The sequence below is a fragment of the Campylobacter magnus genome (assembly GCF_028649595.1).
Classification (GTDB): Bacteria; Campylobacterota; Campylobacteria; order Campylobacterales; family Campylobacteraceae; genus Campylobacter; species Campylobacter magnus.
Map to the genome: position 1 here is coordinate 51,915 of NZ_JAQSLK010000005.1, position 12,384 is coordinate 64,298.

14 protein-coding genes and 2 tRNA genes are annotated in these 12,384 nt (G+C 40.1%); 6 read left to right on the top strand and 10 right to left on the bottom strand.

Going from position 1 to position 12,384, the window contains the following annotated elements:
- Positions 1-505: 505 nt before the first annotated feature.
- Positions 506-1,519, bottom strand: a complete 1,014-nt coding sequence (galE, locus tag PTQ34_RS06595) for a UDP-glucose 4-epimerase GalE (protein WP_273932756.1) — start codon at positions 1,517-1,519, stop codon at positions 506-508.
- Between the two features lie 85 nt (positions 1,520-1,604).
- On the opposite strand from galE, the gene PTQ34_RS06600 reads away from it, so the two are divergent.
- From PTQ34_RS06600 to PTQ34_RS06610, 3 genes are all read left to right on the top strand, one after another.
- Positions 1,605-1,679: transfer RNA gene (locus PTQ34_RS06600), tRNA-Cys, on the top strand.
- 11 nt (positions 1,680-1,690) lie between these two features.
- Positions 1,691-1,846, top strand: coding sequence for a hypothetical protein (locus PTQ34_RS06605; protein WP_273930290.1), 156 nt, complete (start codon positions 1,691-1,693; stop codon positions 1,844-1,846).
- A gap of 19 nt (positions 1,847-1,865) precedes the next feature.
- A tRNA-Ser gene (locus PTQ34_RS06610) sits at positions 1,866-1,953 on the top strand.
- A 368-nt stretch (positions 1,954-2,321) separates the two neighbouring features.
- Here PTQ34_RS06610 and luxS read toward each other — a convergent pair.
- From luxS to PTQ34_RS06625, 3 genes are all read right to left on the bottom strand, one after another.
- A complete protein-coding gene (luxS, locus tag PTQ34_RS06615) occupies positions 2,322-2,816 on the bottom strand; it encodes an S-ribosylhomocysteine lyase (RefSeq protein ID WP_273930291.1) in 495 nt (164 codons plus the stop codon).
- Positions 2,817-2,895: 79 nt separating this feature from the next.
- Positions 2,896-3,390: a flavodoxin FldA gene (gene fldA, locus PTQ34_RS06620; RefSeq protein ID WP_273932757.1), complete on the bottom strand. Its 495-nt coding sequence runs from the start codon at positions 3,388-3,390 to the stop codon at positions 2,896-2,898.
- A 160-nt stretch (positions 3,391-3,550) separates the two neighbouring features.
- A complete protein-coding gene (locus PTQ34_RS06625; protein WP_273930293.1) occupies positions 3,551-3,868 on the bottom strand; it encodes a DUF2325 domain-containing protein in 318 nt (105 codons plus the stop codon).
- A 166-nt stretch (positions 3,869-4,034) separates the two neighbouring features.
- Here PTQ34_RS06625 and PTQ34_RS06630 point away from each other — a divergent pair, with 166 nt between their 5' ends.
- On the top strand, positions 4,035-4,520 hold the full coding sequence (locus PTQ34_RS06630; protein ID WP_273932758.1) for a hypothetical protein: 486 nt from the start codon (positions 4,035-4,037) through the stop codon (positions 4,518-4,520).
- Here PTQ34_RS06630 and PTQ34_RS06635 read toward each other — a convergent pair.
- From PTQ34_RS06635 to thiE, 4 genes are all read right to left on the bottom strand, one after another.
- Positions 4,441-6,069: a lytic transglycosylase domain-containing protein gene (locus PTQ34_RS06635; RefSeq protein WP_273932759.1), complete on the bottom strand. Its 1,629-nt coding sequence runs from the start codon at positions 6,067-6,069 to the stop codon at positions 4,441-4,443. The genes PTQ34_RS06630 and PTQ34_RS06635 overlap by 80 nt on opposite strands.
- On the bottom strand, positions 6,047-6,343 hold the full coding sequence (locus PTQ34_RS06640) for a YggT family protein (protein WP_273932863.1): 297 nt from the start codon (positions 6,341-6,343) through the stop codon (positions 6,047-6,049). The genes PTQ34_RS06635 and PTQ34_RS06640 overlap by 23 nt, the downstream gene beginning before the upstream one ends.
- Positions 6,343-7,638 (bottom strand): glutamate--tRNA ligase, encoded by a 1,296-nt coding sequence (gltX, locus tag PTQ34_RS06645; protein ID WP_273932760.1) that lies wholly within the window; start codon positions 7,636-7,638, stop codon positions 6,343-6,345. Before gltX ends, PTQ34_RS06640 begins: the two co-directional genes overlap by 1 nt.
- 385 nt (positions 7,639-8,023) lie before the next feature.
- Entirely contained in the window at positions 8,024-8,629 is a 606-nt protein-coding gene (gene thiE / locus PTQ34_RS06650; RefSeq protein ID WP_273932761.1) for a thiamine phosphate synthase, read from the bottom strand.
- A gap of 84 nt (positions 8,630-8,713) precedes the next feature.
- Here thiE and PTQ34_RS06655 point away from each other — a divergent pair, with 84 nt between their 5' ends.
- Both PTQ34_RS06655 and PTQ34_RS06660 read left to right on the top strand, forming a co-directional pair.
- Positions 8,714-10,012 (top strand): aminotransferase class V-fold PLP-dependent enzyme, encoded by a 1,299-nt coding sequence (locus tag PTQ34_RS06655; RefSeq protein ID WP_273932762.1) that lies wholly within the window; start codon positions 8,714-8,716, stop codon positions 10,010-10,012.
- On the top strand, positions 9,988-10,365 hold the full coding sequence (locus PTQ34_RS06660; protein ID WP_273932763.1) for a hypothetical protein: 378 nt from the start codon (positions 9,988-9,990) through the stop codon (positions 10,363-10,365). Before PTQ34_RS06655 ends, PTQ34_RS06660 begins: the two co-directional genes overlap by 25 nt.
- Before the next feature lie 636 nt (positions 10,366-11,001).
- Here the strand turns inward: PTQ34_RS06660 and prfA are convergent.
- The gene (gene prfA / locus PTQ34_RS06665; protein WP_273930301.1) at positions 11,002-12,069 is read right to left on the bottom strand and encodes a peptide chain release factor 1; all 1,068 of its coding nucleotides are present in this window, start codon (positions 12,067-12,069) and stop codon (positions 11,002-11,004) included.
- 3 nt (positions 12,070-12,072) lie between these two features.
- A complete protein-coding gene (rpsT, locus tag PTQ34_RS06670; RefSeq protein ID WP_273930302.1) occupies positions 12,073-12,336 on the bottom strand; it encodes a 30S ribosomal protein S20 in 264 nt (87 codons plus the stop codon).
- Positions 12,337-12,384 lie beyond the last annotated feature (48 nt).

The window sequence follows — 12,384 nt, forward strand, 5'->3', positions numbered from 1 at the left end:
AAAGCTTTAATATTACTGTGAGTTTGGAATTTTAAAATTCCGTCATTGTGGAAATTCCGTCATTGCGAGGGAGCAAAGCGACCGAAGCAATCTCTAGGAATTCCAGAATTCCCTAAAAAATACCCCCGCACCCCAAAAACGCAGATAAAGCAAGAGAATTCTAGATTTTAGTGGGGTTTTAGGGGCGGCAGCCCCTAATGGTTTAGGACGCAGCTCTTATAAAAAGCAGCGGGGCTTGCCCCACTAAAGCGAGCATAAATCTAGAATTCCTAGGCAAATGTATTAAGGAATTCTAGAATTTCTTAGAAAAATTCTAGAATTCCTTAGAAAAAAGGGTGGTGGTTATCTTAAGGAATTCTAGATTAGGGAATTCTAGTTTAAGGAATTTTAGATTAGGAATTCTAGAATTCCTAGGAATAAAATCACTAAAAATCTAGAATTTCTAGGTAAAATACCCCCTAACCCCCAAAAACTAAGCAACCAGCGGATGCCAAGCAAAAAAACACTAGCTTAGATTGCGACACTTTTTCTCCCAAGCAAGTGCGCTTGAGATTATTAATTCAAGGCTCTCATAGCGTGGCTGCCAGCTTGTAAGCTTGCGGATTTTGCTAGCATTTGAGATTAGTACGGCCGGATCACCTACGCGGCGCGGGGCACCCAGCACTTTAAAGTCCACGCCGCTTACTTTTTTGGCACACTCTATCACCTCACGCACGCTAAAGCCCTTGCCGTAGCCTACATTAAACACATCGCTTTCATGGCTGCTAAGATACTCTAAAACCGCTAAATGCGCGCTAGCAAGGTCGCAAACATGGATATAATCACGCTCGCAGGTCCCGTCCCTGCTCTCATAGTCGCTGCCAAAGACGCTGACGCTTTCTCTAGCGCCACAGATACACTCGCAGACTACTTTGATTAAATGCGTGGCGTTTGGGTAGTTTTGACCGATTTCTCCGTCTGCGCCTGCTACATTAAAATAGCGCAAAATTCCGTATTTCATGCCGTTTGCGCCAGCTTTTGCCTTGCTAGCAGCGCAGGCATCTTTGATGATGCGCTCGCTCATTAACTTGCTTGCGCCGTATGGATTTATCGGTATTTGCGGGCTTTCTTCGCTTACTACGCCGCCCTCTGGCTCGCCGTAGGTGGCAGCTGTGGAGCTAAAAATGAAGTATTTTACTCCACTTTCGATAGCGATTTTTACGAGATTTGCGGTGTTTGCGGTGTTGTTTAGGTAGTATTTTAGCGGCTTTGCGACGCTCTCAGCCACCTCGATAAAAGCAGCGAAGTGAATAACAGCATCAAAACGCCTTGCAACCATTAGTTTTTCAAGCTCAGCGGTGTTTGTGATATCTAGTTTGATGAAATCAAACTTAGCGATTTTTTCTAAGCACTGCAAAGCTTCTAGCTTGCCACTATATAGGTTGTCAACCACGCAGATTTCGTGCTCGCCAGTCTCTAAAAGCTGTTTTAGCACATGAGAGCCGATGTAGCCAGCAGCTCCGGTTAGTAAGATTTTCATTTTTGCCCCTTGAAATTTTTGGCAATTATAGCAAAATTTCAAGCAAAGTTAAGCTTTTGTTTGCTAAAATCACAACTCAGTTTTTGGCGACATAGCCAAGCGGCTAAGGCATGGGATTGCAAATCCTTGATCCCCAGTTCGAATCTGGGTGTCGCCTCCAAAAGGATTTGTGTGAAGTTCTTTTCTTTTGCGTTATTAGCGTGCTTATTTTTTGTATCTTGTTCAAACACAGCAAAAGGTGTTGTCGAAGATACCAAAAAAGCCGGAGAGTGGACGAAGGAAAAGATTCATGACGGAGCTTCTTGGGTAAAAGAAAAAACTGAGTAAGACTTTTTAATTGTATTATCGGGAGATGGCTGAGCGGTCGAAAGCGGCGGTCTTGAAAACCGTTGATGTGAAAGCATCCTGGGGTTCGAATCCCTATCTCCCGGCCACTTTTTATCACTTAAAACTTTTAAATATTTTTAGATTATTTTTATTTAATTTTAAAAGGAATTCCAGAATTCCTAAGAATTCTAGATGAATTCAAGTTTAAGAATTCTAAAATTCCATATAGAGATCCTCGGGTCAAGCTGGGGGATGACATAGTAGGGAATTTTGAATTCCTAGAGATTGCTCCCTCTGCTTTGCTCCCTTGCAATGACGGAATTTTTAAATTCTCTGTTATGTCATCCCCCAAGGGGGCTGGGGGATGACAGAAAGAGTGATCCCCAAAAGGGGAATTCTAAAATTCCTAGGAATTTTAGTGGAATTCAAGTTTAAGAATTCTAAAATTCTTAGGAATTCTAGAATTCCTAAGTGCTTATATATTTTCTAGCTTAATAGCGTCACTATCTATGATGCCTATACCACGATTTAGCGTGTTTTTTGCTATTTCTTGCGCCTCATATAAAGAGTGCATTTTATAAGTTCCGCACTGATATTTATTTACCTCAGGCAAGGCATTTTCGTCTTTTAGCCCTAGCACATCGTTCATAGAAGCCTCCCATGCAGCCTTTACAGCTTGGCTGCTTGGTGTGCCGATCAAACTCATGTAAAAGCCTGTTCTACAGCCCATAGGCGAAATGTCGATTATCTCGCACTCTGCGCCGTTTAGATGCTCTCTCATAAAGCCAGCAAAAAGATGTTCTAAGGTGTGAATACCTTTTTCGCTTAAAATCTCTTCATTTGGCTTACAAAAGCGCAGGTCAAAAACGCTGATTTTATCGCCTTTTGGCGTGGTCATGACCTTTGCTAGGCGAACGCCTGGAGCATTCATTTTTGTGTGATCTACTTTAAAACTATCTAGTAGTGGCATTTTTTCTCCTTTTTTTGGGTATTAAAAAAGGCGCCAAAGGACAAAGCCCTTGACGCCCAAAGCTTAAAACTATAAAAAATTAAGCAAAATCAGAGCGGATTTGCTCAACCCAGTTTGAGATGCGCTCTTCTGTTTTGTCGCTTTCATTATCAGCATCAAGCGCAAGTCCTACGAATTTGCCGTCTTTCACAGCTTCGCTCTCATCAAAAGTATAGCCATCAGTACTTACAGCACCTACGATTTTTGCGCCTTTTGCGCTGAATTTTTCAAACAAAATTCCCATGCCATTGCAATAAGTATCGCTGTAGCTGCTGCTATCACCCATACCAAATAAAGCTATTGTTTTGCCATTTACATCAAGGCTGTCAAAATCAAAGCTATCCCACTCATCTTGCAAATCGCCGCTGCCCCAAGTAGAGGTGCCAAAGATGATTTTTTCATAGCCATTGATTGTATCAGCATCAGTTTGACCGATGTTATAAACATCATCAACGCCTAGTTTGTTAGCGATTAGATTCGCTGCTTCTTCTGTATTACCCATGCTTGAGCCATACACTATACATACTTTACTCATTATGTTTCCTTTGTGAAAAAAATTGAACGGCTAGATTATACCAAAAAATATACAATTTTTGACAAAAATTAGCTTTTTTCAATTATTTAGTAAATTTTTTGATTTTTTAGAGAGATAACTGCTAGAGAATTCTAGAATTCCCTAGCAGCTATTTTGAAAACTATTCGCAAGTATCGCAACCAAACTCTTTGTTTAGTTTAAAAACCTTACAATACTCACAAAATACGCAACTAACGCTTCTTTTAGCACATACTAGAGGGATATCACGCTTTTTTGCTTCAGTTTTGATTTTTTTCATCGTGTTGTGATTTAAAAAGCTTGTAAGCATTACTATACAATCAGTATTTGCTGGTAACGGACGACGATTTATGCGGTTTTCATTTCTTGCGTCCCAGTGTTCGATTTCATTAGCTCCAAGGCTTTTTAATACTGATTTTATCGGTGTTATTTCGTCTGCACCTATTACTAATACTGACATTTTCATCCTTTACTAGTTTTTTGATATTTGTTATTATAATAAAATAAAGCTAAAAAATAGCTTATTTTGATTTCTTTTATCAAAAAAAATAAAAATCTTTATATCTTTTTTAAAAAAGTATATTCTTATGCTATAATCTGCGCTTAAAAAGGCAAAAGGGATAGAAATGAAAAAATTTATTTTCTTAGCACTTTTTAGTGCTTTTTTTAGTACTTTTATAATGGGCTGTTCTGCAAAAAGCGTGGATGAGGCGCAAAAGCGTGAGCTTCTAGCCTACACGCAAAAGTTTCAACAAGACAATTTCTTGGTAGTTGCTACCTACCTAAATCCCATTTATAGCCAAGAAAACGACCAAAACGACGATTTTATTATAAGCGTCTATCCCCAAGATGCGCAGATTTTAATTGAGAGTTTGAAAGTAAATGAAAGCGAGGCAAATATAAGCGCACATTTGTTAAATGATGATGAGCCTTTATTAAAAAAACTTGCTTTTAACTCACCTTGGACAAAATACTATAAAATCAGCGTCCCAGCTAAAGATAGCGATACTCTAAAGCTGGAGTTTAAAGCCACTAGCGAAAGCTCTCAGCCCCACCAGGTATTGCTAGTTTTTCAAAAAATTTCGAGATCTTTATATTGGAGCCCAAGATAGAGCTGTAAATTACATAGTTTGCTAGCACTTTTTTAGCATACTCACGGCTTTCTGCATAAGGCACTAGCTCCATTGAGATAAAGGGCTCAAAGCGTGTGTATTTTGATGTATTAGCATTAAATAGCTTGCCACCTGTAATCATACGCCTTGTAAAGCCAAGTCCGCCATTATACGCATAAGCTATAAAAATCGGGTTTTTTAAGTATTTTTCTAAATAATTTAAATGATAATTAGCAAACTCATAAGCCACCCTAGGCTTAAACATATCATCTTCTTTAAAGCCAGGAATTCCAAGCTTTTTCTTACCGATATCATTTGCCACAAAAGGCATAAACTGCATCATCCCCAGCGCATACGACACCGATACTGCAGAGGGGACAAAGCGGCTTTCTTGGCGAGCAATGGCTAGGATGAGAGCTTGGCGAGAGATATCATTTGTGCCAATAAATTCCATAAATGGCGTTGGAAAATAATGCCTTGCGCCCTTATAAGCCCTCTGCATTAGATAACTAAACTCGCCTTGTGTGGTTTTGGTATAAAACTTTAGCGCATAGTTTGCTAGTTCTTTGCCTTTTAGTTTGGCTGCCTCGTCTTTTGTCCGCTGCCAAGTAAAAGGATCGCTTATATCATAGCCTGTTAGCCCTACTTGGACTGGCTGGGGTACTATTACTTCAAGTTTATTATTGCCAGTGATTTCTTTGGCATAGAGGCTATACATATTTATATCTTTGCTATTTGAGAGCGTTTTTAGGCTAGTTTGGCTCTTAGTTAGCAAATAATGCCAAAACAAAGCCTGATCACGCCCAGACGCACTTGCTGGGGTTTTTGCAGCTTGCTCAAAAAACAGCTCTGCTTTTTTCTCATCGCCGCTTAAAAGCGCATTTAGCCCAGCCCAAAAAGCAGCCATGCCCTGAGGCTCGCTCGGATTTAGCTCTAAAAGCCAGTGTTTTAAGGCAGTATTTTCGCCTTTTACCACAGCCTCGCTAAGCAGGTTTAAAAAGCGATTTGATTTACTTAGACTTGCCCACATAGCACGGCTTGGGCGGATTTTGCGCAGTTCATTAGCTAGATTTACACTAGCTCCAAGATAGCGGTAATACGCCCAGATATTGCCACTAGCATTTATATAGCCAAGTGGGTCAGGGCTATTCATGGCCATGCTTAGAGTATAGAGGTCATTGTCTCTACCTTTAAAATACTGCGCTAGACGCTCTCTTTGCTCTTTACTAAGGCTTTCAAGGTATTGTTTACTAAGCAGGTCTTTTTGGCAAGCAGGGCTGGCTGCATAGATGTCGCCCTCGCACTCAGGCGGTAGTTTTAGCACTCCAACCTTGCTATCAAAGAGCTTTTTTATCTTACCTGAGTTTCTAAAAATCAGCTTTTGAAGCTCTTTTAATTCTGCTTTATTTGGATTTTTTTCGCTGGCATAGCGGTAAATATAATAGTCTTTTGCTAGACCTTTTGGAGCCTTTAAAAGCTCGCTATAAGATGGAATTTCAGCACTTAGCACAGACAAACAAAAAATACTACAAAGAACGAGCCATCTCATGAAGCAACCCTATAAAAAACATATCAATAAACTCTAAAGCAAAAATCAGCAAAAGTGGTGCTAAATCAATGCCACCAAAAACCGTGGGAATTCTAGTTTTGCGAACTAGCGCGTAGGCTGGGGCTGTGAGCTTATATAGTAGCTGGACTATTGGATTAAAAGGGTTAGGCTGTATCCAGCTAATTAACGCAGCTGCTATTAGCACCCAAATATACGCAGTTATTACCATGTGAAGTATATTTGCCACTGCGCTTAAAAATGTGCTTAAAACTATCATAAACTAACAATCTCCCGCAAATCATCTTTGATTAAAGCATAAAGCTCACTTAGCTCTGGGCCGTGCTGCGCACCTGTTAAAAGCAGGCGCAAAGGCATAAAAAAGCCCTTGCCTTTAAGAGCTGTTTTTGCCATTAGCTCGCTTTGAAAATCTTTAAAGGTCTCAGGGAAAGTTTGGAATTCTAGAATTGCTTTTTTTAGAATTCCAGCGTTTTCTCTCCACTCATCAGGAATATCTTTTTTGCTATAAATTGCGCTTATTTTCTCTTTTATTTCTGGAATTAGCGAGCTTTCTTGCGTGTAAAATCTAGCCAAAGCAGGTTTTGGAATTCCAAGTTCTTTTAAGCGTTCATCGCTAGCTCTTTTTATGTGTTCTCTATTAATTTGGGCTAGTTTATCCTCATCAAACTTTGCTGGACTCTTACTAAGCTTATCAAGGCTAAACCACTCCTTAGCCTCATCAAGGCTAAAGATCTCGCGCGGCGTTTTATTGCCAAGAAGCAATAAATAATTAGCAATCGCCTCTGGGGTGTAGCCAGCCTCAAGCAGCCATTTAACCGAGCTTGAGTTCTCACGCTTGCTCATTTTTTGCCCAGCTTTATTTAAAATTATCGGCAAATGCGCGTATTTAATCTCCTGCGTATATCCAAGGGCTCTGCGGATTAGATTTTGGCGTGGGGTGTTGCTTACATGGTCTTCGCCACGGATCACACAAGTAACGCCCTCTAACATATCATCAATAGCGCAAGCAAAGTTATAAGTAGGCGTTTTATCAGCCCTAAGCAGCACAAAGCTATCAAAATTACTTGGCTCAAACTCCACCTTGCCTTTTATACCATCAACAAAGCTAAAATCAGCATCTTTTGGTATTTTTAGGCGAACGACAGCAGGGCGTGGATTATTAAATACTTCTTCGCTACTTAGATTTTCGCAGGCTCCATCGTAGCGGTAAGGCCTATTTTCGTCTTTTGCTTTCTCTTTTTTAGCAGCCAAGGTCTCTTCATCACAAAAGCACAAAAACGCCTTGCCCTCGCTTAAAAGTTTATGAGCGAATTCTTGGTGAAATTTTAGATTTTTACTTTGGTAATAAAGCGTCTGCCACTTCACGCCAAACTCACTTAAAATCGTCATTATTTCAGCGTCCTTGCCTTCTATGTTTCGCTCTTTATCAGTATCTTCTATGCGTAGCACAAAGCCAGATTTATCTTGCAGCGAGCAAAGATAGTTTATGAGTGCGGCTCGCAAATTGCCTATATGCATGTCGCCAGTGGGACTTGGGGCAAATCTATACATCGCTACTCCTTGTCGCATTTAGCAAACTATAACCGATAATTATCGTCCCGCCAATCATCAAAAAAAGCAAAATATAAGTTTCCATTTTCCGCCTTTATTTTTTCAAATCTTTAATTTCTCTTAAAATAGCCTTATCCTTGAAATTAAATTCTGCGATTATAGCAATTTTGCCTTAATTTTTAGGTGAAATTTTGCTTTTTTTGCGCAGATGTTTTTTAGGGATCAGGGGGTATTTTTATCTAGAATTCCCTAAGGAATTTTAGAATTCCTTAGAAGTTTTATTTAGAATTCCTTAGAAGTTTTATTTAGAATTCCCCTGAGAAATTCTAGAATTCCCTAGAAAAATCTAGAATTCCCTAGGAATTCTAGAATTCCCTACGGAATTCTAGATTTTTATCGCCCTTTTTAGCTCAAGCAAATTTTGTTCTATTTGATCTTTTGTATATAGTGCGCTTACCACAGCTGCGTAGTCTGCGCCAGCTTTTGCCACGCTTGCGATATTACTAGCATTTATACCGCCTATTGCGCAAACTGGCACTTTTAAAAGCTCTTTTGCCTTGCTAATTACTTCAAGTGGGCAGCAAACGGCATTTGGCTTTGTAGGACTTCTAAAAACAGCCCCAAAGGCTACGTAGCTAGCACCCTCGTTTTGCGCCTTTATAGCTAGCTCACAGCTGTCATAGCAGCTAGCACCGATGATAGCATCACCACCTAAAATATCCCTAGCACGCCCTACTCCACCATCATCTTTGCCCACATGCACACCAGCTGCGCCAACTCTTTTGGCTAAAAGCGCATCATCATTTATGATAAAACTCACGCCAACACTAGCACAAAACTCACTAATCTTGCTTAGTTCTTTTTCATTGTGAGAACCACTTTTATTGCGGTATTGAATCACGCTAGCACCGCCATTACACAGCCTTTTAATACTAGCAAATAAAAGCTCATTTGGAGTAAATTTTTCATCACTTAGAGCATAAATTTTCATATTTTAAGCCTTTTAAAAAGCAAAATTATAGCAAGATTTATTTTTTTTAGCTAGAATTGCGAAATTATTTAAAAAAGGTTTATTTTGAAAGATATCAAATCTAGCATTATCTTAAAAAATGGCACGCAGTATTTTGACTGGACTGCTAGCGGTCTAGCGCACAAAGGCGTTGAAGAACGCATGCTAGAAGTGCTACAAACCTACTCAAACACGCACTCTGAGTGTGGGGCAAACGCTAAGGCTACTGGTGAGCTCTATGAGTTTGCTAGGCGTGAGCTAAAGCGTCTTTTAGGGCTTGGAGATGAGTTTTATTTGCTTGGGACTGGTTTTGGCAGCACTGGGGCGATAAAGAAATTTTGCGAGCTTGCTGGCATTTATATCTCGCCGATGCTAAAAAAACGCCTTTTTAGCAGTGATGAGCTGTGGCAAAAAGCAAAGCAAAAAGCCCCTTTAATCATCACAGGTCCATACGAACATCACAGCAATGAACTACATTTTCGCTATGAGTTTTGCGATAACATTAGGGTTAGGCTTGATGAAAATGGCGGCTTTGACTTTGATGATTTTGCTAGTATTTTGCGCCAAAATAAAAACAAAGAAATCATCATTAGCGTAAGTGCTGCTAGCAATGTAACAGGCGTGAAAACTGATACTAAAAAACTAAGAGAGCTAGCAAATAAACTAGCCCCAAAAGCTATAATCGCCCTTGATGCAAGCTCGATTATAGCGCATGAAAACATCCCTAGTGAGCATTTTGATGCGCTTTTTATCAGCTCTCATAAGCTGCTTGGCGGAGTGGGCGGCTGCGGCTTGCTAGCACTTAGAAAAAGCGTAGCGCAGAGCTTTAGTGCTAGTGGCGAACCTAGCTTTGCAGGTGGTGGCGTGGTCGAGTATGTAAGCCGCTCATCAGCTAGATTTAATAGCAATTTTGAAGCCCTAGAAGATGCTGGCACGCCGCCTATTACGCAGATGATAAGGGCGTATTTGGCCTTTAAAGAGCGAAATGATTTTGGGCTTGAGAATATAAAAAAGCGTGAAAATGAGCTTATGGAGTATTTTGAAGCTGGGTTAGCAAAGATAAATCACATCATAAACTACACTCCCTTGGGGCGTGAGCGAGTGGGAATTTATGCCATTAACTGCGATTTGGTGGGCTGCTATGATTTTGCCAAAATGCTAAGCCAAAACTACGAAATTCAGGTGCGAGCAGGCTGTTCTTGCGCTGGGCCTTATGGGCATGAGCTTTTGGGGCTTGATGATGATTTTGAGCCGTATTTTAAGCCTGGCTGGGTGCGAGTAAGCTTACATTATAGCCAAGATTTTAGCGATATAGACTATCTTTTAAAGGCGATAGAATCATGTGTAGAAGAGTTTTTGCGGTAGTTGTTTTGGGCTTTTGGGGGCTAGGGGCTTGCGAGCTAAATGAGAGCGAGTGCGAACTAGATACTAAAGAGGGCAAAATCACACTTTCTTTTGAGCCAAGGCCGATAAGACCTATGACCCAGAGCACCCTTGTTATCAAGGGATTAAAAGGCGTTAAAAAGCCAAGAGTTCATATTTACGGACTTAGTATGTATTTGGGGCATTTGAGAGAGGATTTGGAGCCAAATGAGAAAGGCTGGCTAGAAGCTGGGGTGATGATAGCGCCTTGCGATGATGAAAAGATGGTCTTTGCCCTTGAAGTGCTTGATGATGAAGAAATCATCACAAAAACAGAGTTTAGCACTTTTCAGTAGGGAATTCTAGAAGTTTTTAGCTCTAAAATTCGCTAGATTTTAGGCTTATGTGGTATTTTTACTTAGGAATTCTAGTTTTAAACTTCTAGGAATTCTAGAATTCCTAGTGGAATTTAATGTGGGAATTCTAGAATTTTAGCTGTTTTGAGCTCTAAGAATTCTAGATTGTAGGAATTCTAGAATTTAGTAATTTTCGCTTATAGGAATTTTAGATTTTTAACCGTTTTAAGCTCTAAGAATTCTAAATTTTTTGCTATTTTAAGTTCTAGGAATTCTAGAATTTTAGCTGTTTTGAGCTCTAGGAATTCTAGATTACAGGAATTCTAGAATTTAGTAATTTTGGCTTGTAGGAATTCTAAAATTTTAGCCGTTTTCAGCTCTAAGAATTCTAGATTGCGGGAATTCTAGTTTTAAACTTCTAGGAATTCTAGAAATCCTAGTGGAATTTAATGTAGGAATTCTAGATTTTTAGCTGTTTTAAGCTCTAAGAATTCTAATTTTTTGCTGTTTTAAACTCTAAGAATTCTAGAATTTTAGCTGTTTTGAGCTCCAGGAATCTAAATTGTAGGAATTCTAGAATTTAGTAATTTTGGCTTGTAGGAATTCTAGATTGTAGGAATTCTAGAATTCCTAGATTTATAATCCAGCTTTTTCTATCGCTTGGGCTTGCGCAGCAGCAATTAGCGGATCAATAATCTCATCAAAAAGCCCACCAGCCATAATCGCATCAAGTCTATAAAGTGTAAGATTTATGCGGTGGTCGCTAATGCGGTTTTGCGGATAGTTGTAGGTGCGGATGCGTCCTGAGCGGTCGCCTGTGCCTACCTGCTCGGCTCTTTGCTCTCGCTCTTTTTCTGCTCTTTCTCGCTCTTGCATTTCAAAAAGCCTAGCTTTTAGCACTTTAATAGCAGCGTCTTTGTTTTTGTGCTGAGATTTGCCATCTTGATTTACTACCACAAGACCTGTTGGTATGTGAGTTACTCTCACGGCTGAGTCAGTTGTATTTACGCTTTGTCCGCCGTGACCTGAGCTTCGCATAACATCGATTTTAAGGTCGCTTTCTTTGATCTCGATCTCGCTATCTTCCACCTCAGGCATGATAGCCACGGTGATCGCGCTAGTATGAACTCGCCCTTGGCTTTCAGTCTCAGGTACACGCTGAACTCTATGCGTCCCACCCTCAAACTTCAGCCTTGAGTAAGCCCCAGCGCCTTTAATAAGCAAGATTAGCTCTTTATATCCACCCGCGCTGCCTTCGCTAGCACTCATTATTTCGTATTTGTAGCCTTTTAGATCAGCAAAGCGCATATACGCCCCAGCCAAGTCCCCTACAAAAAGTGCCGCCTCATCGCCACCAGTACCAGCTCTAAGCTCTAAAAAGATGTTTTTATCATCATTTGGATCTTTTGGGATAAGTAGAATTTTGATTTCTTCTTCTAGGGTTGCGATGTCGCTCTCAGCGCTTTTTAGCTCTTCTTTTGCTAGCTCGCCAAGCTCAGGGTCGTTTAGTAGAGATTTGTTTTCTTCTATTTGTTCTAAAAGCTGATTATACCGCAAAGCAGCGTCTTTTATAGCCTCTAGACTGCGCTGTTCTTTTGCTAGTTTGCTCATGCGATCGATATCGCTAGCAGCACTTGGATCACTTAAAAGTGCGCTAATCTCATCATAGCGCACTATAAAAGGTTTTAGCTTATCAGCTAACACGGGTTATGCGATTTTATTTACAAGTAGGGCTAGGCGAGATACGCGACGACTTGCGGTTTGTTTTTTTAGAAAGCCACGGCTTACAAAAGCGTGGATATTTTTGTTTGCTACTTTTAGAGCTTCTTGCGCTGCTGCTTTATCGCCATTTGCAGCTGCTTGGCGCACTGCTTTTGTGATGTTTTTTAGTCTTGTGCGATAAAAGCGATTTGCTTCTGTGCGTTTGATTGTTTGTCTAGCGCGTTTTGCTGCTGATTTATGATTTGCCATTTTTTAACCTTTTAAGAAAAATTTTAAAGCTGTGATTTTAGCCAAAAT

What these genes read in the sequence shown, in the direction of transcription:
- galE (WP_273932756.1), bottom strand. Translation starts at nt 1,519, where the DNA reads ATGAAAATCTTACTAACCGGAGCTGCTGGCTACATCGGCTCTCATGTG.
- luxS (WP_273930291.1), bottom strand. Translation starts at nt 2,816, where the DNA reads ATGCCACTACTAGATAGTTTTAAAGTAGATCACACAAAAATGAATGCT.
- fldA (WP_273932757.1), bottom strand. Translation starts at nt 3,390, where the DNA reads ATGAGTAAAGTATGTATAGTGTATGGCTCAAGCATGGGTAATACAGAA.
- PTQ34_RS06625 (WP_273930293.1), bottom strand. Translation starts at nt 3,868, where the DNA reads ATGTCAGTATTAGTAATAGGTGCAGACGAAATAACACCGATAAAATCA.
- PTQ34_RS06630 (WP_273932758.1), top strand. Translation starts at nt 4,035, where the DNA reads ATGAAAAAATTTATTTTCTTAGCACTTTTTAGTGCTTTTTTTAGTACT.
- PTQ34_RS06635 (WP_273932759.1), bottom strand. Translation starts at nt 6,069, where the DNA reads ATGAGATGGCTCGTTCTTTGTAGTATTTTTTGTTTGTCTGTGCTAAGT.
- gltX (WP_273932760.1), bottom strand. Translation starts at nt 7,638, where the DNA reads ATGTATAGATTTGCCCCAAGTCCCACTGGCGACATGCATATAGGCAAT.
- thiE (WP_273932761.1), bottom strand. Translation starts at nt 8,629, where the DNA reads ATGAAAATTTATGCTCTAAGTGATGAAAAATTTACTCCAAATGAGCTT.
- PTQ34_RS06660 (WP_273932763.1), top strand. Translation starts at nt 9,988, where the DNA reads ATGTGTAGAAGAGTTTTTGCGGTAGTTGTTTTGGGCTTTTGGGGGCTA.
- rpsT (WP_273930302.1), bottom strand. Translation starts at nt 12,336, where the DNA reads ATGGCAAATCATAAATCAGCAGCAAAACGCGCTAGACAAACAATCAAA.